Genomic DNA, 15,936 nt, shown 5'->3' on the forward strand with positions numbered 1-15,936 from the left:
CGCCCACGTCCATGATTAAAATTCATCTGCACACCGATAAGCCATCCGACACTCATCCGCTGCCAGCGCGCGCCGCGCAGCCGATGCCGGTGCATGACTGGGCGGTACAGCCGGACGTTTTTTTCCTGGAGCTGACCAACCACTGCAATATGCACTGCACCTTCTGTCCGTCTGATTATTTAAAGAAGGAGCGCGGCAATGCCGACGACGAGCTGGCGATCCGCTTTATCGAGCAGGTGCGCGACCTCGGCCTGAACAAGCCGATCCAGTTCAACGTGCTGGGCGAGCCCTTGCTGAACAAAAAGATCTATAAATACATCGACCTGTGCGAACGTTACGGCATCGAGGTTTACTTGATCAGCAATTTCGCCATCCTTGACGCCGAGCGCGCCCGCGCCATCTTCCAGCACGATAACGTCGCGCTGGTGCTGAGCCTGCAAACGCCGACCGAGGATTCCTACCGCCGCATGCGCGGCTACGACAAGCTCAGCTTCGAACAATATTTCGACCGCATCTTGCCGGCGCTGCGCGAAAAATTCGCCAACGGCAGCGAATCACGGATCGAGGTGCACGTGACGTCGACGTCGAACATGCGCGCAGACTCGACGATTCAATCCGACTTCGAGTTGAATATGTGGGACCCGTTCGCCATCGAAGACAAGGACGCCTTCGTGCGCGGGCTGCTCGATCGCTCGATGCCTTCGGCGCTGAGCTATGCGCCGAATTCCCCGAACAATTTACGACCGAGGACGCGCGCAGCCGCGACAAATATGCCGAGCAGATCGGCCGCAACCACATCGCCGCCAGCCGCGACACCGTGCCCGAAGGCGCCCCGGACATGATCGATGAGCGCTTCTGGGGCTATATGTTCGCGCCCAATTGCTTCATCCGTTTCAAGACCTTCGGCCTGTGGACCAAGGAAGAGTCGTTCATGAAGACGTTCTTGCCGAAGGAGGCACTGGTCTACGTCGAGGAGCGTGAAGAGGCGCTCGACTGCTCGATGGCGCACAATGTCTCGATGCTGGCCGACGGTCAGTTGTCGCTGTGCTGTCTCGACTACGAAGGCGAGATGGGCTTGCCGAATCTGCGCGACACGTCGGTGGTGGAATTGTTGCGCAGTCCGCAGCGCACGGCCATCGCCAAGGATTCGATGAAGGCCGAAGTGTGCCGCCGTTGCCAGGGCAATCTATTCGTGTTCGATACCGAGGCCGCGAGCGGCGCCGCCGTGGCGCTCGACAAATTCGGCCGCGGCTGGCATCCGTTCGAGCCGGACATGAATGGCATCGGCGGGCGCTGGTCGAACGGCGAGGCATGGACCTACCTGTTGGCGCGCCAGGACAACAATCTGCTGGCGCTGCGTTTCCTCAGCGTGCATGATTCGGCATCGCCGCTGACCGTGCAACTACGTGAGTATGACGAGGCCAGCAAACAGTTCGGCATCGTCTTGCAGGAGCAAACATTCTTCGGCACGCAGAACCAGGTAACAGAGGTCGAGCTGCCGCTGCACCTGCGGACAGGCAAGATGTATCGCATCGATCTCTTGTCGCCGACTTTCACCCCTGGCGAGCCCGACGGCGGCGGCGACCAGCGTAAGCTGGGCCTGGTGCTGTTTGACGCCACCATGCGCCACGGCGAGTCGACGCTGCCAGCGCTGCCGGCCGAGTTGCCGCCGCCGGAGCGCGAGCCTATTCAGGAAGCGCCGGTCGAAATGGCTGAGGAAACGGCTGTGGCGCTGGCTCCGGCGGCCGCGGTAGCGACACCGGTGGCCCTGGGCACCATCCAACGCTGGCTGAACCGACTGGTTCGCCGGCCCTGACAGTTGGTGTCAGGGCTGCGCGTGCCCGAGAGCATGGTCGCGGCCGGGTTATTGAGGGCGAGCCGCGCCAGCTTGATGAATTGATCGTCAACGCCGGGATCGTCTCGACGTACTGGATCGGCTGCGCTCGCGACGCGGCGGGGGGAGTGTCATCCGCGAGCATATCGACTGGGGCGCGGCCCAGGGGTTGAGCTTGTTCGCTCCCTATCTCCACGGTACAGCGCAATGCCGAGGTCGCCCTCGGCTGCAACTCCGGCGCCACGTAAACCACGTCGGAACTTTAAAGCCGGTGCGCGGTCCAAATGTCAGCGGCCGAAAACAGGCGTCCGCGCCGATCGTTGCGCCGGGAGCGTTAGCGGCTGGCCGCAAGTTGGCGTGGCGCCGTTTGCTCGGTGGCGAAGTACAGCAGCGCGATCACCGGCAGCGCCATGCCCAGCGCCGTCACGCCGGGCCAGCCGTAGCGCGTGTAGCACCAGCCGCTGAGCGCCGAGCCGACCGCGCCGCCGACGAAGAAGGTGGCCATGAACAGGCCGTTGATGCGGCCGCGCTGTTCGGCGCCCAGCGCATAAATCGCGCGCTGGCCGAAGACCAGGTTGGCCGACACGGCGAAGTCGAGCAGGATGGCGGCAAAGACGATCAGTCCCAGCCCCACCGGCGAGGCGCCGCGCGCCAGCGCGGTGACGGCGAACGCGACGATCACCGCCAGCATCGCCAGCCCGGTGCCGCGCCGGCTCAAGCCACGGTCGGCCATGCGTCCGGCCAGCGGAGGGGCGATGGCGCCGGCCACGCCGGCCAGCGCCACCCAGGCGATGCCGCGCTGCGTCAGGCCGAATTGCGGGCCGCTCAGCCACAGCGGCACGGCGGTCCAGAACACGCTGAAGGCGCCGAACAGGTAGGCGTGATAAATGGCGCGGCGCCGCAGGATGGGGGTGCCGACGAAGATCCGGCCCAGCGACAGCAGCAGGCGCGGATAGGTCAGTCCGGGCGCCGGGTGGCGCGCCGGCAGCATGCCGCGCAACGCGACGGCCAGCATGGCCATCAGCGCCGCCGAGAGGCCGAAGATGGCGCGCCACGACGCCAGGTCCGACATCAGGCTCGACACCGGCCGCGCCAGCATGATGCCCAGCATGACGCCGCTGACGACGCGGCCGACGGCCTGGCCGCGCTGCGCTTCCGGCGCCAGGAAGGTGACGTAGGGAACCAGGATCTGCACCGCCGCCGCCGTGGTGCCGACGCAGAACGCGACCACCAGATAGAGCGCGGCATTGCTGGTGATGCTGATGAGGGCCATGCACAGCGCCTCCAGGCCGACCATCAGCAGCACCAGGCGGCGATTCTCGACCAGGTCGGCCAGCGGCACCACCAGCAGCAGGCCGGTGCCGTAGCCGATCAGCGGCAGCGTCACCAGCAGACCGGCGCTGGCGCGCGGCAGGCCGAGCGCGGCGGTAATCAGTCCGGTCAGCGGCTGGGCATAGTAGACGTTGGCGATCAGCAGGCCGCAGGCGATCCCCAGCAGCCATTGCAGGCGCAGCGTGTAGACCGGCGCGGCATCGGCGGCAGCGGCCGCAGCGGCGCGCATCACAGCACCTCGAACAGGTTGTAGACCACGCCGTCGGCGCGGCGCTGGCCGCTGCCGACGGCGACGATGCGGTTCAGCCAGTCGTACCGCGGGGCCGCCGTCTCGAACATCGGAATGATGCGGAAGTAGTAGCTGGCCGGGTCGACCACCTCGCCTTTTTCCAGGCGGGCGATGACGTCGGCCGGGCCGTGGCGCACGCCGCGATAGGTCACGCCGATCAGGGCGCCGTCGTCGGTCTTGAGCACCAGGCGCACGTCGAGCGTGGTGCTGCCGTCGCTGCGCACCGACTGCCAGTCGTTGCCGCCTTCGAGGATGACGCCGGACAGGCGCTCGCCGTGGAATTGGCCGCCGGGCACGACGCCGACGCGGCGGGTGGCGCCGGGCGTGGCGCCGATCACTTGCAGCGGGTGGACATCGAGGCGCATCGTCAACAGGGGCTTGAGGCGCAGATCGGTCAGGGCGGCGGGCAGGTTCTCGGGCGACAGGCCGGCTGGCGCGCCCGAACCGGCGGCCAGCGCCCGGGTGGCCGCGCCCGGCAAGACATAGCCGAGCGCCACTGCGCCGGCGACCAGCGCCTTGGCGCGCAGGAACGCGCGGCGCGGCATGCTGGGCGTGGTTGGCAGCGGCAGCGGTTGCAGTTGCGCCAGCGGTTGGGCCGCGCCGGCCGCGTCGGCGGTGGTGGCGGTGTCGGTGGTGATGGTGGTGGCACGCATCACAGCACCTCGAACACGTTGTAGACCACGCCGTCGGCGCGGCGCTGGCCGCTGCCGACGGCGACGACGCGATTCAGCCAGTCGTATTGGGGCGCGGCCGTTTCAAACATCGGAATGATGCGGAAGTAGTAGCTGGCCGGGTCGACCACTTCGCCTTTTTCCAGGCGGGCGATGACGTCGGCCGGGCCGTGGCGCACGCCGCGATAGGTCATGCCGATCAGGGCGCCGTCGTCGGTCTTGAGCACCAGGCGCACGTCGAGCGTGGTGCTGCCGTCATTGCGCACCGACTGCCAGTCGTTACCGCCTTCGAGGATGACGCCGGACAGGCGCTCGCCGTGGAATTGGCCGCCGGGCACGACGCCGATGCGGCGCGTGGCGCCGGGTGTGGCGCCGATCACTTGCAGCGGACGGACGTCGAGGCGCATCGTCAACAGGGGTTTCGTTTTAATGTTTTTTAAGACCTCGGGCAGGTCGTCATGGCGGAGTTCGGACATGGTTTTTCCTTTCGGGATGTAAGTGCGGTGAACAAGGCGGTAAGGTGTGGGGGTGATTTTGCTGCCTGATAGCAAGTAGACAGATCTGTCTTTTTCTTGCATTGTACAGACCTGTCTGTTACTGTCAATCCATGGCTACGAAAATTTCAACGACTGTACGTTTGCCGGCGCGCGAGCGCCTGCTGGCCGCCGCCGAGGCGCTGTTTTACGAGGAGGGCGTCAACGCCGTCGGTATCGACAAGGTCATCGCCCACGCCGGCGTGGCCAAGGCTTCCTTGTACGCCAGTTTCGGCAGCAAGGAGGAGCTGGTGCGCTCTTACCTGCTGATGCGGCAGGAGGCGCGCCAGCGGCGCGTCACAGCTGGCTTGCAGCAATATGAGACGCCGCGCGAACGGCTGCTGGGAGTGTTCGACCTGCTCGGCGAGTTGATGGCGCAAGCCGATTTCCGCGGTTGCGCGTTCACCAAGGCGGGACTCGAAGCGCGCGCCGGCAGCAGCGTGCGTGACACCTGCGACGACGCGCGCAAATGGCTGTCCGATTTGTTCGTGGGGCTAGTGCGGGACGCCGGCGTCGACCAGCCGGCGCAGCTGGCGCAGCAACTGGTCATGTTGTACGACGGCGCCTCGATCGCGGCGCAGATGGACGCCAACCCGCAAGCGGCGGCGTCCGCCCGCGTGGTTGCCGCCGCCATGCTTGAGCTGTATCTGCCGCCCGTGTCCGCATAGGCATTGAGCGAGTCGCATTGCCGCCGTGCCATGGGGCGGCTGTTCCATGCTGTTCGTAATCGGCGTCAGCATAGTATGGTGAAGTGGTCGGCTTACGGGATAGTGAGATGGTGAGCGGCACGAACTGGTACGATAAATCGTACAAGTTAAGATATCGCAAATCTTTGCGGCCGGCATCTCTCGTTTGGATGCGGCGCCGCTATCCCTTCCGCATTTACATGCCCAGCGACTTGAGCAGATCGGAATTGTCATCCTGCGCGGTGACGGGCGCCGCCGGGGTCGACGCGCCCTGGTTCGCATATTCCCGCGCGATCAGGGTGTCGGGGTCGGACTCGTCGTTCGAATCGAAATCATGCAGCTTGATGAATTCGGTGCGGTCGATCGCCAGTTCCAGGTAGAAGATATTGTTTTTCTCGGTATAGAAGGTCACGCGGCGCATTTCCGGCCGGTCCAGCGGCGTATCCACGCTGAGCATCACCTGCTTGTTGAGCACCAGCATTTTCGGCTGGTTCTGCGTGATATTGGTTTGCAGCTCGCGCCGCACCTTGCCGGTGAAGTCGCCGACGATCTGATTCATCAGCTCGCCCATGATGTTCGAGACTTCGTCGGAGGTATGGGAGTTGGCCAGTTCGCTTTTCGGCATGCCCATGTGCAGCATATAGCGCTCGTACACTTCCATTGCCGTCTCGGCGGCGAAGTTGAGCACCACCAGGCCGCTGAAGCCGCCGTCGAACAGCACGAAGCAACCGATATCGGGCTTCAGGCCGATTTTGGTGATCCGCTGCACCATGCCGGAATACGTGAGCTTGCTCTGCGTGGCGAGGTTCAGCACACGGGTGACCGAGTTGCACAGGCTGACCAGCACATCCTCGGTCCCGTAGACCACGTCCTTGTTCTCTGCACTCATGGATTCCTCCCAATTAGTCATTCGCGGGCCAGCCCGGCACGAAACAGGATTACCTTGCTCAGCAAGCGGACAATTTCTTTTCTTAAAAACTGTTCGCGGCCGGCGTCGCCGGAGGCGGCGCTCAGTAAGTCGCGCAGCGCCATCACTTCGCGCTCGATGTTGCGGGCGCGCAGCAGCAGCGTCAGGTCGGCGTCGGACACCGGATGGCCGGCCGCGCCGGCCAGGCCGGCCAGGCCGACCGCTTCGACCGGTTCGACCGTCAACGTCGGCGCTGGCGGCGCCGCGGCGATGCCGTACATTGCTGCTGGTGCGTGCGGTGGTGCGTGCATGTGTGCCTCAGGAATGACGCAACGCTGGACGACATCTCTCCGTTGCCTTCTATCAGCATACTGAGTCGCAAGATTTCCGTCCATCTGATTTTGCATTTATGCAAACAGCGCCGCCCTTGGCGCGGATTCAGGAAATTTCGTCCGAAGAGTTGGGTCGATAACTCCTGACCGCGCCCGCGCCTGCGGGGCTATATTTCGGATTCTTTTAAGCAACCCCAAAATCCTGACGAACGGGCGCCACATCGTGCCAAGGCGCCGTTCTCAATACCGAGGAGTACCGAAATGAGCATCAGTTTTAATTTGAACGGCAAGAAGGTCAGCGCCGCCGCCGAAGCCGACACGCCCCTGCTGTGGGTGATACGCGACGAACTCGGCCTGCACGGCACCAAGTTCGGCTGCGGCGCCGGCCTGTGCGGCGCCTGCACCGTCCACGTCGACGGCGCGGCCACGCGCTCCTGCCTGCTCAAGCTGTCCGACGTGGCCGGCAAGAAGGTGGCCACCATCGAATCGCTGTCGCATGACAACAGCCACGTGCTGCAGCGCGCCTGGATCGCGCACGACGTTCCGCAGTGCGGCTACTGCCAGTCCGGCCAGTTGATGAGCGCCGCCGCGCTGCTGTCGACCAACCACCAGCCCAGCGACGCCGACATCGACGACGCCATGAGCGGCAATATCTGCCGCTGCGGCACCTATGTGCGCATCCGCGCCGCCATCCACACGGCCGCCACGGAACTGCGCCGCAACGGCAACAAGGGAGCGGCCAAATGAGCAATCGTCGCGACTTCCTGAAATCGACCGCCGCGCTGGGCGCGGGCATGGTGCTGGGACTGTATGTGCCGATGTCGCGCGCCGAGGCCAAGCTGGCCAGCGCCGAGTACGCATCCAACGTCTGGCTGCGCATCGCCGAAGACAACACCATGACCGTGATCTGCGCCCGTTCCGAAATGGGCCAGGGCGTGTTGACGGCGCTGCCGATGCTGGTGGCGGAGGAATTGAACGTCGACGTGCATAGCCTGAAGGTCGAGATCGCGCCGGCGGCGCCGGCCTACATCAATGCGCTGCTGGGCGCGCAGTGCACGGGCGGTTCGAGCTCGGTGCGCGACGCCTGGGGCACGCTGCGCACCGGCGGCGCGCAGGCGCGCACCATGCTGATCGCGGCCGCCGCGCAGCGCTGGCAGGTCGATGCGGCGCAGTGCCGCGCCGACGGCGGCAAGGTGTTCGGCCCGGCCGGCAAGTCCGCCACCTACGGCCAGCTGGCGCAGGCGGCGTCCAAGCTGCCGGTGCCGGCCACCGTGGCGCTGAAGGAGGCCAAGGACTACACCCAGATCGGCAAGCCCACCAAGCGCCTCGACACGCCGGCCAAGGTCAACGGCAGCGCCCGCTTCGGCATCGACGTCGTGCTGCCCGGCATGGTCTACGCGTCGCTGGAGCAGTGCCCCGTCATCGGCGGCAAGGTGCGCAGCTTCGACGGCGCGGCCGCCAAGGCCATGCCCGGCGTGATCGCCGTGGTGCAGGTGCGCGATGGCGTGGCCGTGGTCGCCACCTCGTACTGGCGCGCGTTCAAGGCCCGCCAGAGCCTCAAGATAGACTGGGACGAGGGCGCCGGCGCGGCGCTGAACGACAAGGCGATGCTGGACACCATCGCCGGCACCGCCGCCAACATGACGGCCAACGATGTGCGCATCAACATCGCCAGCGCCGGCGACGCGGCGGCGGCGCTGAAGGGCGCGGCGCGCACGCTGACGGCCGAGTATCACTCGCCCTTGCTGGCGCACGCGACGATGGAGCCGCAGAACTTCACCGCCGACGTCGCCAACGGCAAGTGCCGCATGATAGGCCCGACCCAGTATCAGGCCGGCGTGGTCGGCGACGTCGCCGCCGCGCTGGGCTTCAAGCCGGAAGACGTGACGGTCGAGACCACCTTCCTCGGCGGCGGTTTCGGCCGCCGCGTGGAAAGCGACGTGGCGGTGCAGGCGGCGCAGATTTCACAGGCGGTCGGCAAGCCGGTCAAGCTGGTCTGGACCCGCGAGGACGACACCCGCCACGACTTTTATCGCCCGCAAGCCGTGCACCGGCTGGCGGCCGGCCTCGACGCGGCCGGCAAGCCGGTCGGCGCCACGTTCGAGCTCACGTCGCAGTCGCCGACGCAGCGTCTGTTCGGCCTGCCGAAGGACAAAATGGACCCGTTCATGGTCGAAGGCGCGGTCGTCAGCTACGACATCGCGCACAGCTGGCAGGATGTGATCTCGCACGACGCCGGACTGCGCGTCGGCTACTGGCGTTCGGTCAGCAACGCGCTGAACGCCTTCGCCAACGAATCGTTCTTCGACGAACTGGCGCACGCGGCCGGCCAGGATCCGTATGCCTACCGCCGGGAACTGTTGCACCATCAGCCCCGGCTGGCTAAGGTGCTGGAACTGGCGGCGCAAAAGGCCGGCTGGGACCAGCCGCCGGCCAAGGGCAGGGCGCGCGGCATCGCCGTGCTGGAAGCCTATGGCAGTTATCTGGCCCAGGTGGTCGAAATTTCGCGCAAGGACGACGAAATCAAGGTGCATCGCGTGGTGGTGGCCGTCGATGTGGGCCAGATGATTAATCCCGACACCGTCGAGGCGCAAGTGCAGTCTAGCATCGCCTATGGTTTGTCGGCGGCGCTGGGCAGCGAGATCACGCTGGAAAAAGGCCGGATCCAGCAAGCCAATTTCGACAGCTATCCGGTGCTGCGCATGGCGCAGATGCCGACCGTCGACGTCATCCTCGTCAAGAACACCGAGGCGCCCGGCGGCATCGGCGAGCCCGTCACGGCGCTGGTCGGCCCGGCGCTCGCCAACGCCCTGTTCGCGCTGACCGGCAAGCGGGTGCGCAAGATGCCGTTCTCGGCGGATAACGTCGCGCAAGCGGCGTAATAGCAGCGTAAAGCAACATGGCATAACAGCGCCATGCATCCCTCACCGGCGCCTTCAGGGCGCCGGTTTCACATCCGCATGACCCGCGGCCTGTTCAGCGCCACCTCACCGGGGCGTGCGCCGATGCCAGCTGCATTTCCCCCTCCAAATTGTTGAGCCACATCGAATATTCATGTCGCCAATTGATGGATTATCTTCTGTTTCGCAATCAATAAAATGACTCCACTGGAGCTGCGCCGGCATTCCGCCGGTCCGGCATTGTTAACATTGGAGAGCTTTTATCATGGCACGCATCATACATATCACCACCCCCGGCGGTCCCGAAGTGCTGACCTATAAAGACATCGACGTCGCCGCGCCGGCCGCCGGCGAAGTGCGCATCCGCGTCAAGGCCATCGGCCTGAACCGCGCCGAATCGATGTGGCGCAGCGGCGAGTACATCGAGGAAGTGAAGCTGCCGGCGCGGCTCGGTTACGAGGCGGCCGGCATCGTCGACGCCGTCGGTCCCGGCGTGACCCGCTACGCCGTCGGCGACGCCGTCAACACCGTGCCGGCGTTTTCGCAAAACCAGTACGGCATGTACGGCGAACTGGTGCTCGCGCCGGTGTCGGCCGTGGTGCCGCATCCTCCCTCGCTGTCGTTCGAGGAGGCGGCGTCGATCTGGATGATGTTCATCACCGTCTACGGCGCCTTCATCGAGGCGGCCAAGCTCCAGGCCTGCGACGTGGTGTTGATCCCGGCCGCGTCGAGCAGCGTGGGCCTGGCGGCGATCCAGCTGGCCAATATGGTCGGCGCGACGCCCATCGCGCTGACGCGCAGCAGCGCCAAGCGCCAGCTGCTGCTGGACGCCGGCGCCGCCTTCGTCATCGCGACCGGGGAACAGGACCTGGTCGCCGAAGTGCTGCGCATCACCGGCGGCGCCGGCGCGCGCGTGGTGTTCGACCCGGTCGGCGGCCCCGGCTTCGGCAAGCTGGTCAAGGCCATGGCGACGGGCGGCATCTTGCTGGCGTACGGCGCGCTCAGCGAGGAGCCGGCGCAGCTGTCCTACCTGGACCTGCTCATCAAGCTGCCCACCATCGTCGGCTACACGATCTGGAGCACCAGCGGCGACCCGTTGCGTCAACAGGCGGCCGTCGCGTTCATCCTCGCGGGCCTGGCCTCGGGCGCGCTCAAGCCGGTGATCGACAAGACCTTCACCTTCGACGACATGGTCGACGCCCACCGCTACCTGGAAGCGAACGGTCAGTTCGGCAAGATCGTCGTGACGGTGTAAGCGGGCGCCGTCCGGCCATTTGCCCGGAGAAAGTCACGCTGAGATTGTTGGTTTGGATCGAATACTGCTGTCAAATAATGATGGATTATCTGTCGATCAAACACCAATAAAATGGCTTCAGTGCTTCAACATTAACCCAACCGAGAGGTGAACATCATGGAACATCGTCTTTATTCTTCCGTCAAAGTAGGTCCTTATCAACTGTCGCACCGCGTCGTGCTGGCGCCGCTGACCCGTCTGCGGTCGGCCCAGCCGAGCGACGCGGCCTCCGACATGATGGCCGTCCATTACGGCCAGCGCGCTTCTCAGGGCGGCTTGCTGATCGCCGAAGGCACGGCCGTGTCGCAGGGCGGCCGCTCCTACCTGGGCGCGCCGGCCATCTACACGGAAGAGCAGGTCACCGGCTGGAAAAAAGTCACCGAGGCCGTGCACGCCAAGGGCGGCCGCATCTTCGTGCAGCTGTTCCACGGCGGCCGCCAGTCGCACGTCTTCATGACCGGCGGCGCGGCACCGGTGGCGCCGTCGGTGGTGCCGCAATTCCAGAGCGTGGCGCTGACCGACGAAGGCTTCGTGCCGGTGTCGCCGCACCGCGCGCTGGCCATCGATGAAATCGCCGCCATCGTCGAAGACTTCCGCCACGCCGCCAAGATGGCGCTCAAGGCCGGCTTCGACGGCGTCGAACTGCACGGCGCCAACGGCTATCTGCCGGACCAGTTCCTGCAAGACGGCAGCAACCAGCGCACCGACGCCTACGGCGGCCCGGTCGAAAACCGCGCCCGCTTCATGCTCGAACTGGTCGACGCGCTGACGTCGGTCTGGGGCGCCGAGCGCGTCGCCGTGCGCATCTCGCCGAGCGGCGAGTGGGGCGACATTTCGGACAGCAATCCGGACGCCACCTTCGGCTACCTGGCCGCCAAGCTCGACGCCTACGGCCTCGCTTACCTGCACATCATCGAGCCGCGCATCAAGGGCGACGACACGCTGCACGAAGGCCAGGCCGACGTCGCCGCCACCACGCTGCGCAAGGTCTACAAGGGCACCATCATCGCGGCCGGCGGTTTCACGCGCGAATCGGCGCAGGACATCGTCGCGCGCGGCGACGCCGACCTGGTCGCCTTCGGCCGCCACTTCTCGTCCAACCCGGACTTGCCGGAGCGCCTCAAGCGCAACCTGCCCTTGAACCACTACCGGCGCGACGCCTTCTGGGGCGGCGACGAAAGCGGCTACAACGACTTCGCCACGTACGAAGAACAAGCCAAGGCCGCCTGAGTTTTTCAACACACGCTTTTCAGGCCCGGTCCCGGACAGCTCCGGCGCCGGCGCCTGAGCCACATCGACTTTTCTGGAGCACTATCATGACTGCATCGACACAAGTTGTACTGATTACCGGCGCGCTGTCCGGCATCGGCCGCGCCACCGCACTGAGCTACGCCCGCCAGGGCGCCAAATTGATCGTCTCCGGCCGCCGCGCGGCCGCCGGCGCCGAGCTGCAAGCCGAACTGCGGGCCCTCGGCGCCGAAGCCGACTTCGTGCTGGCCGACGTCAGCAAGGAAGACGACGTGCGCAAACTGGTCGACGCGACCGTGGCCCGCTTCGGCCGCCTCGACGTCGCCGTCAACAACGCCGGCAACGAAGGCATAGGCGGCCCGATCACCGGCCAGACCGTCGAAAACTACCACGCCATCTTCGACACCAATGTGCTGGGAGTCTTCCTCGGCCTGAAATACCAGTTGCCGGTGATGGTGGCGCAGGGCAGCGGCAGCGTCGTCAACATCTCGTCGATCGCCGGCCAGATCGGCCTGCCGGGCGCCTCGCTGTACGTGGCCAGCAAGCACGCCGTCGACGGCTTGACCAAGTCGGCCGCGCTGGAAGTGGCCGCTGCCGGCGTGCGCGTCAACAACGCGTCGCCGGGCCCGGTCGACACGCCGATGCTGGACCGCGTGGTGGGCGGCAACCAGGAAGCCAAGACCGGCTTCATCGCCACCGTGCCGGCCAAGCGCGCCGCGACGCCGCAAGACGTCGCCGACCTGGTGCTGTTCCTCGGCAGCGACCAGTCGCGCTATGTCAATGGCCAGTCCTACCTGCTCGATGGCGGTTACACGGCGGGTTGATTCCTGTCGTAAAACGGGTAGGCGGCGCGGCTAGGTCCACGCCGTCTTTTTTGTATTTCTCACGGATCTCAAGAGCGTGCGCGCATCACAGGTATGTATGGTTGGGCGCTCCCGAAAAGCGGTTTTACTAATCGCCGCTATCTCATGCTAAGGCATACTACAACGCGCTAAAGCTTACTAAAATTTCCGTGTGGAACGCGAAATCATACTAAAACCGGCCCGTAGGTGTTAGCGCCGTTTGGTATGGTTTAGTTTTCGCGATAGCGTGAGCCAGTATCGAATAGTATCGAATAGTACCGAATATCGCTGATTAGTATGAAATCGCAGGTTTTAGTAAAACCGAAAAAAACGCGGCACCCACCCCACATTCGCTCAGCCTGCCGCCGACGTGGCGAACGCTGGGCCGTTAGACCGGTGGCGCCGTAAAGATGCCGCTGACCTGGAAACGCACTTCGCCGGCGACGTCGCCCGCCGTCGTTTCGATATGCAACTGGCGGATGCCATGAAGGTGGGCTTGCAGCGCCAGGCCACCGACCAGCGCGGCCAGGTCGGCGGGCACGGCCGTCGAGACGGCGGGCGCCATGCCTTGCGCCACGCCTTGCCCTATATCCTGCGCCACGGCGGACGGCGCGGCCCGCGCGGCCCTGGCGCCGAAAAACTGTCCGGCCATCGAACCAAATTCGCGCCGCGTGGTCACACACCATACAGGCCGCACACCGGGAAAGGCCAGCGCCACGGCGCCGTCGGCGCGGGCCTGGTCCGGGTCCACGGCCAGCACGAACAAGCCGTTGCTGTCGTCCACCACCGGCATCCACTGCTGGCGCAGCACGTCGGCGTGCTTGAACTGGTCGAGCAAACGCACCGGGCGGCGGTGTTCGCTGTCGAACGTGAAATAAGGAACGGAAAAGAAATCGGCCAGGGCCCGTCCGACCAGTACGGTCTTGATGCCGAAATCGTCGATCAGCACGTCCTCGATATCGCGCTGCGTGGCGGCGGCCTGATGCAAGGCCAGGTCCAGCCGGGCGCGCGGCAGCACCGTTTCCGGGATCAGGGCGGCGAAGCGGCTGCGCTCGCGGCGCGGCGCCGCGCCGGCGCGGGCGAAGGCCGCCGCCAGCGTCAGCGACAAGGTCCGCACGCCTTCCTCGACCATGGGGGAGTAGGGGCCGCCGCTGCGGTTGTTAATCAGTTGTATCACGCCCAGCAGCTGGCCGCTGGCGGCGTCGGCGATGGGGGCGGCCAGCATTTCGCGGGTCCGGTAGCCGGTGCGCCGGTCGACGCCCTGCTGAAAGCGCAGCGCCGGCGAGTGGCGCAGCAGTTCGGCCTCGTCGTAGACGTCGAGCAGGTTCAGCATCTTGCCCGACAGCGCGGCGTAGCCGGCCACGCTGTCGGCGGACACCGGCAGCTTGAGCTGCTTGAACGAGGCCAGCCCGGTCTTGACCTTGGATACCAGGCTGGACTGATCCTCGCCCAGGGCGTAGATGCTGAGGCGGTCGGCGCCGAACAGTTCGCAGATGCCGGCCGACAGGTTGAGCATGATGTCGTCGACATCGTCGGTCGCTGCGATGCTGGCGCCGACGCGTTGCAGTTGCTGGAAAAACGCGGCGCGCCGGGCGCCGTCGTCGGCTGGCGCGCTCATCGGCCGGCGTCGCGGAGGGCCGGCGCGACGATGGTGGCGTCGATGTCGATGTCGATGCCGATGCCGGCGGGGAAGGGCAGGATGCGGGTGGCGTCGGGATCGCCGTCGTCGGGCGCCGGCCGCCACGCCGTGGCCACGCTCGGCGCCGTGGCCATGCTGGTCGCGAACGTCGCGGCCGGCGCCGACAGGAAGGGATTCACGCCCTGCACGCGCGGCGGCATGGTGGTGTCGGGGGCGATGTTTTCGCCATCCAGGGCGCGCTGCAATTCGTCGCGGAAGGCGTTGGCGTCGGCGTAGCGGTCCTCCGGCCGTTTCGCCAGCGCGCGCAACACGATGCGGTCGAAGACGGGGTCGAGCGAGGGGCTCAGCAAGCTGGGCAGCACCGGCTGTTCGTACAGGATTTTCTGTTGCAGCGCGAACAGGCCCTGGCCGCGAAACGGTTTTTGCGACGTGAGGAACTGGTACAGGATGATGCCGACGGCGAAGATGTCGGACTGCGGGCCGGCGCCGCGGCCGGCGATTTGTTCGGGCGACATATAGCTCGGCGTGCCGACCATGGCGCCGGCCTCGTCGGTGGCCGCGCTGGTCAGGCAGGCCACGCCGAAATCGGTCAGCTTGACGCGCAACTGCGTGCCGAGCATGACGTTGGCCGGCTTGATGTCGCGGTGGATCACGCCGTGCTGGTGGGCGTAAGCCACCGCGTTGAGCAGTTCGCAGGTCATGCGCACCGAGTCGACGAGGGTGAAGTCGAGCGAGAAGGCTTGATTTTCATCAAAGTAATTGCCGAGTTCTTCGCCGGCGATCAGTTCCATGACGAGGTAGGCGATGCCGTGCTCTTCGCCGAAATCGTAGACGGTGACGATGTTGGGATGGTTCAGCCGCGCCACGGCCTGGGCTTCCTGGATGAAGCGGGCGGAGTAGTCGGCGCGCTGCTCGGCGTCGATGCGCGAGGTCAGGATCACCTTGACGGCGACGCGGCGGTTCAGTTTCGGGTCGACGCCTTCATAGACCAGGCCCATGGCGCCGCGTCCGAGCACGCGCAGTAGTTGATAGCGGCCGAGTTGTTTTAATTCGTTCATGGTGGGTGGACGGCTTTTGATGTCGCAAGTGTAAAGCACAATCGCGGCATCGTAGCAGGTCTATGCTGAAATCTTGTCGGGGGCGTATCGCATGCCGGCCGCCATCCTTCGCCATGGCGCGGCGGGGCGGCTCAACGTGTTCAATTGCGTTTAAATGCGTTTGAGAATTAATAATTACCATAACGAAATTATTAATTTCATTTTCCCCAAACAACTGCACATCCGTATTGATTTTACAAGAAATATAATTCTTTTTTTGCCAAAGTGAAAATGTTTTTAAGACATATTTTTTCGAGTATAGTGACCGTCGTTGAAAGTGGCTAAGGTCGATTTAATTCCCTGCCGCTTTTGGCGCCCCATATTCAGCGCAG

15 protein-coding genes are annotated in these 15,936 nt (G+C 65.2%); 8 read left to right on the forward strand and 7 right to left on the reverse strand.

Translation table 11 applies throughout. The features are described 5' to 3' along the window. Positions 1–11 precede the first annotated feature (11 nt). Positions 12–842, forward strand: coding sequence for a radical SAM protein (locus tag Q0S71_RS00180; RefSeq protein WP_295989955.1), 831 nt, complete (start codon positions 12–14; stop codon positions 840–842). Then, complete coding sequence (locus tag Q0S71_RS00185) at positions 839–1,816, forward strand: SPASM domain-containing protein (protein ID WP_295989957.1); 978 nt, start codon at positions 839–841, stop codon at positions 1,814–1,816. Before Q0S71_RS00180 ends, Q0S71_RS00185 begins: the two co-directional genes overlap by 4 nt. Before the next feature lie 352 nt (positions 1,817–2,168). On the opposite strand, the gene Q0S71_RS00190 is transcribed toward Q0S71_RS00185, so the two are convergent. Genes Q0S71_RS00190 through Q0S71_RS00200 form a run of 3 tightly spaced genes read right to left on the reverse strand, consistent with a single transcriptional unit; the run spans position 2,169 to position 4,602 of the window. Next, complete coding sequence (locus Q0S71_RS00190; protein WP_295989959.1) at positions 2,169–3,395, reverse strand: MFS transporter; 1,227 nt, start codon at positions 3,393–3,395, stop codon at positions 2,169–2,171. Next, a complete protein-coding gene (locus tag Q0S71_RS00195) occupies positions 3,395–4,108 on the reverse strand; it encodes a DUF3237 family protein (protein ID WP_295989961.1) in 714 nt (237 codons plus the stop codon). Before Q0S71_RS00195 ends, Q0S71_RS00190 begins: the two co-directional genes overlap by 1 nt. Continuing rightward, positions 4,108–4,602 (reverse strand): DUF3237 domain-containing protein, encoded by a 495-nt coding sequence (locus Q0S71_RS00200; protein ID WP_295989964.1) that lies wholly within the window; start codon positions 4,600–4,602, stop codon positions 4,108–4,110. Before Q0S71_RS00200 ends, Q0S71_RS00195 begins: the two co-directional genes overlap by 1 nt. 131 nt (positions 4,603–4,733) lie before the next feature. On the opposite strand from Q0S71_RS00200, the gene Q0S71_RS00205 reads away from it, so the two are divergent. Then, a complete protein-coding gene (locus Q0S71_RS00205) occupies positions 4,734–5,327 on the forward strand; it encodes a TetR/AcrR family transcriptional regulator (protein WP_295989966.1) in 594 nt (197 codons plus the stop codon). 214 nt (positions 5,328–5,541) lie between these two features. On the opposite strand, the gene Q0S71_RS00210 is transcribed toward Q0S71_RS00205, so the two are convergent. Together Q0S71_RS00210 and Q0S71_RS00215 are read right to left on the reverse strand one after the other, a co-directional pair. Continuing rightward, the gene (locus tag Q0S71_RS00210) at positions 5,542–6,234 is read right to left on the reverse strand and encodes a DUF3334 family protein (RefSeq protein WP_295989969.1); all 693 of its coding nucleotides are present in this window, start codon (positions 6,232–6,234) and stop codon (positions 5,542–5,544) included. 17 nt (positions 6,235–6,251) lie between these two features. Continuing rightward, a complete protein-coding gene (locus tag Q0S71_RS00215; protein ID WP_295989971.1) occupies positions 6,252–6,563 on the reverse strand; it encodes a hypothetical protein in 312 nt (103 codons plus the stop codon). A 282-nt stretch (positions 6,564–6,845) separates the two neighbouring features. On the opposite strand from Q0S71_RS00215, the gene Q0S71_RS00220 reads away from it, so the two are divergent. The 5 genes from Q0S71_RS00220 to Q0S71_RS00240 all read left to right on the forward strand — a co-directional run bounded on the left by Q0S71_RS00220 (position 6,846) and on the right by Q0S71_RS00240 (position 12,850). Then, positions 6,846–7,331, forward strand: coding sequence for a (2Fe-2S)-binding protein (locus Q0S71_RS00220; protein ID WP_295989973.1), 486 nt, complete (start codon positions 6,846–6,848; stop codon positions 7,329–7,331). Next, the gene (locus tag Q0S71_RS00225; protein WP_295989975.1) at positions 7,328–9,466 is read left to right on the forward strand and encodes a xanthine dehydrogenase family protein molybdopterin-binding subunit; all 2,139 of its coding nucleotides are present in this window, start codon (positions 7,328–7,330) and stop codon (positions 9,464–9,466) included. Before Q0S71_RS00220 ends, Q0S71_RS00225 begins: the two co-directional genes overlap by 4 nt. A 283-nt stretch (positions 9,467–9,749) precedes the next feature. Beyond that, positions 9,750–10,739, forward strand: coding sequence for a zinc-dependent alcohol dehydrogenase family protein (locus Q0S71_RS00230; RefSeq protein WP_295989977.1), 990 nt, complete (start codon positions 9,750–9,752; stop codon positions 10,737–10,739). 156 nt (positions 10,740–10,895) lie between these two features. Continuing rightward, a complete protein-coding gene (locus Q0S71_RS00235; RefSeq protein WP_295989979.1) occupies positions 10,896–12,008 on the forward strand; it encodes an alkene reductase in 1,113 nt (370 codons plus the stop codon). Positions 12,009–12,094: 86 nt separating this feature from the next. Next, positions 12,095–12,850, forward strand: coding sequence for an SDR family NAD(P)-dependent oxidoreductase (locus Q0S71_RS00240; protein ID WP_295989982.1), 756 nt, complete (start codon positions 12,095–12,097; stop codon positions 12,848–12,850). Between the two features lie 406 nt (positions 12,851–13,256). On the opposite strand, the gene Q0S71_RS00245 is transcribed toward Q0S71_RS00240, so the two are convergent. Continuing rightward, positions 13,257–14,486, reverse strand: a complete 1,230-nt coding sequence (locus tag Q0S71_RS00245; RefSeq protein ID WP_295989984.1) for a GAF domain-containing protein — start codon at positions 14,484–14,486, stop codon at positions 13,257–13,259. Beyond that, complete coding sequence (locus Q0S71_RS00250; RefSeq protein WP_295989986.1) at positions 14,483–15,565, reverse strand: serine/threonine-protein kinase; 1,083 nt, start codon at positions 15,563–15,565, stop codon at positions 14,483–14,485. The genes Q0S71_RS00245 and Q0S71_RS00250 overlap by 4 nt, the downstream gene beginning before the upstream one ends. Between the last annotated feature and the right edge of the window lie 371 nt (positions 15,566–15,936).

Source organism: Rugamonas sp. (assembly GCF_025354735.1).
Classification (GTDB): domain Bacteria; phylum Pseudomonadota; class Gammaproteobacteria; order Burkholderiales; family Burkholderiaceae_D; genus Rugamonas.

Excerpts from the sequence above, each read along its gene's own strand:
- Q0S71_RS00180 (WP_295989955.1), top strand. The coding sequence starts at position 12 with ATGATTAAAATTCATCTGCACACCGATAAGCCATCCGACACTCATCCG.
- Q0S71_RS00185 (WP_295989957.1), top strand. The coding sequence starts at position 839 with ATGATCGATGAGCGCTTCTGGGGCTATATGTTCGCGCCCAATTGCTTC.
- Q0S71_RS00190 (WP_295989959.1), bottom strand. The coding sequence starts at position 3,395 with ATGCGCGCCGCTGCGGCCGCTGCCGCCGATGCCGCGCCGGTCTACACG.
- Q0S71_RS00195 (WP_295989961.1), bottom strand. The coding sequence starts at position 4,108 with ATGCGTGCCACCACCATCACCACCGACACCGCCACCACCGCCGACGCG.
- Q0S71_RS00200 (WP_295989964.1), bottom strand. The coding sequence starts at position 4,602 with ATGTCCGAACTCCGCCATGACGACCTGCCCGAGGTCTTAAAAAACATT.
- Q0S71_RS00205 (WP_295989966.1), top strand. The coding sequence starts at position 4,734 with ATGGCTACGAAAATTTCAACGACTGTACGTTTGCCGGCGCGCGAGCGC.
- Q0S71_RS00210 (WP_295989969.1), bottom strand. The coding sequence starts at position 6,234 with ATGAGTGCAGAGAACAAGGACGTGGTCTACGGGACCGAGGATGTGCTG.
- Q0S71_RS00215 (WP_295989971.1), bottom strand. The coding sequence starts at position 6,563 with ATGCACGCACCACCGCACGCACCAGCAGCAATGTACGGCATCGCCGCG.
- Q0S71_RS00220 (WP_295989973.1), top strand. The coding sequence starts at position 6,846 with ATGAGCATCAGTTTTAATTTGAACGGCAAGAAGGTCAGCGCCGCCGCC.
- Q0S71_RS00225 (WP_295989975.1), top strand. The coding sequence starts at position 7,328 with ATGAGCAATCGTCGCGACTTCCTGAAATCGACCGCCGCGCTGGGCGCG.
- Q0S71_RS00230 (WP_295989977.1), top strand. The coding sequence starts at position 9,750 with ATGGCACGCATCATACATATCACCACCCCCGGCGGTCCCGAAGTGCTG.
- Q0S71_RS00235 (WP_295989979.1), top strand. The coding sequence starts at position 10,896 with ATGGAACATCGTCTTTATTCTTCCGTCAAAGTAGGTCCTTATCAACTG.
- Q0S71_RS00240 (WP_295989982.1), top strand. The coding sequence starts at position 12,095 with ATGACTGCATCGACACAAGTTGTACTGATTACCGGCGCGCTGTCCGGC.
- Q0S71_RS00245 (WP_295989984.1), bottom strand. The coding sequence starts at position 14,486 with ATGAGCGCGCCAGCCGACGACGGCGCCCGGCGCGCCGCGTTTTTCCAG.
- Q0S71_RS00250 (WP_295989986.1), bottom strand. The coding sequence starts at position 15,565 with ATGAACGAATTAAAACAACTCGGCCGCTATCAACTACTGCGCGTGCTC.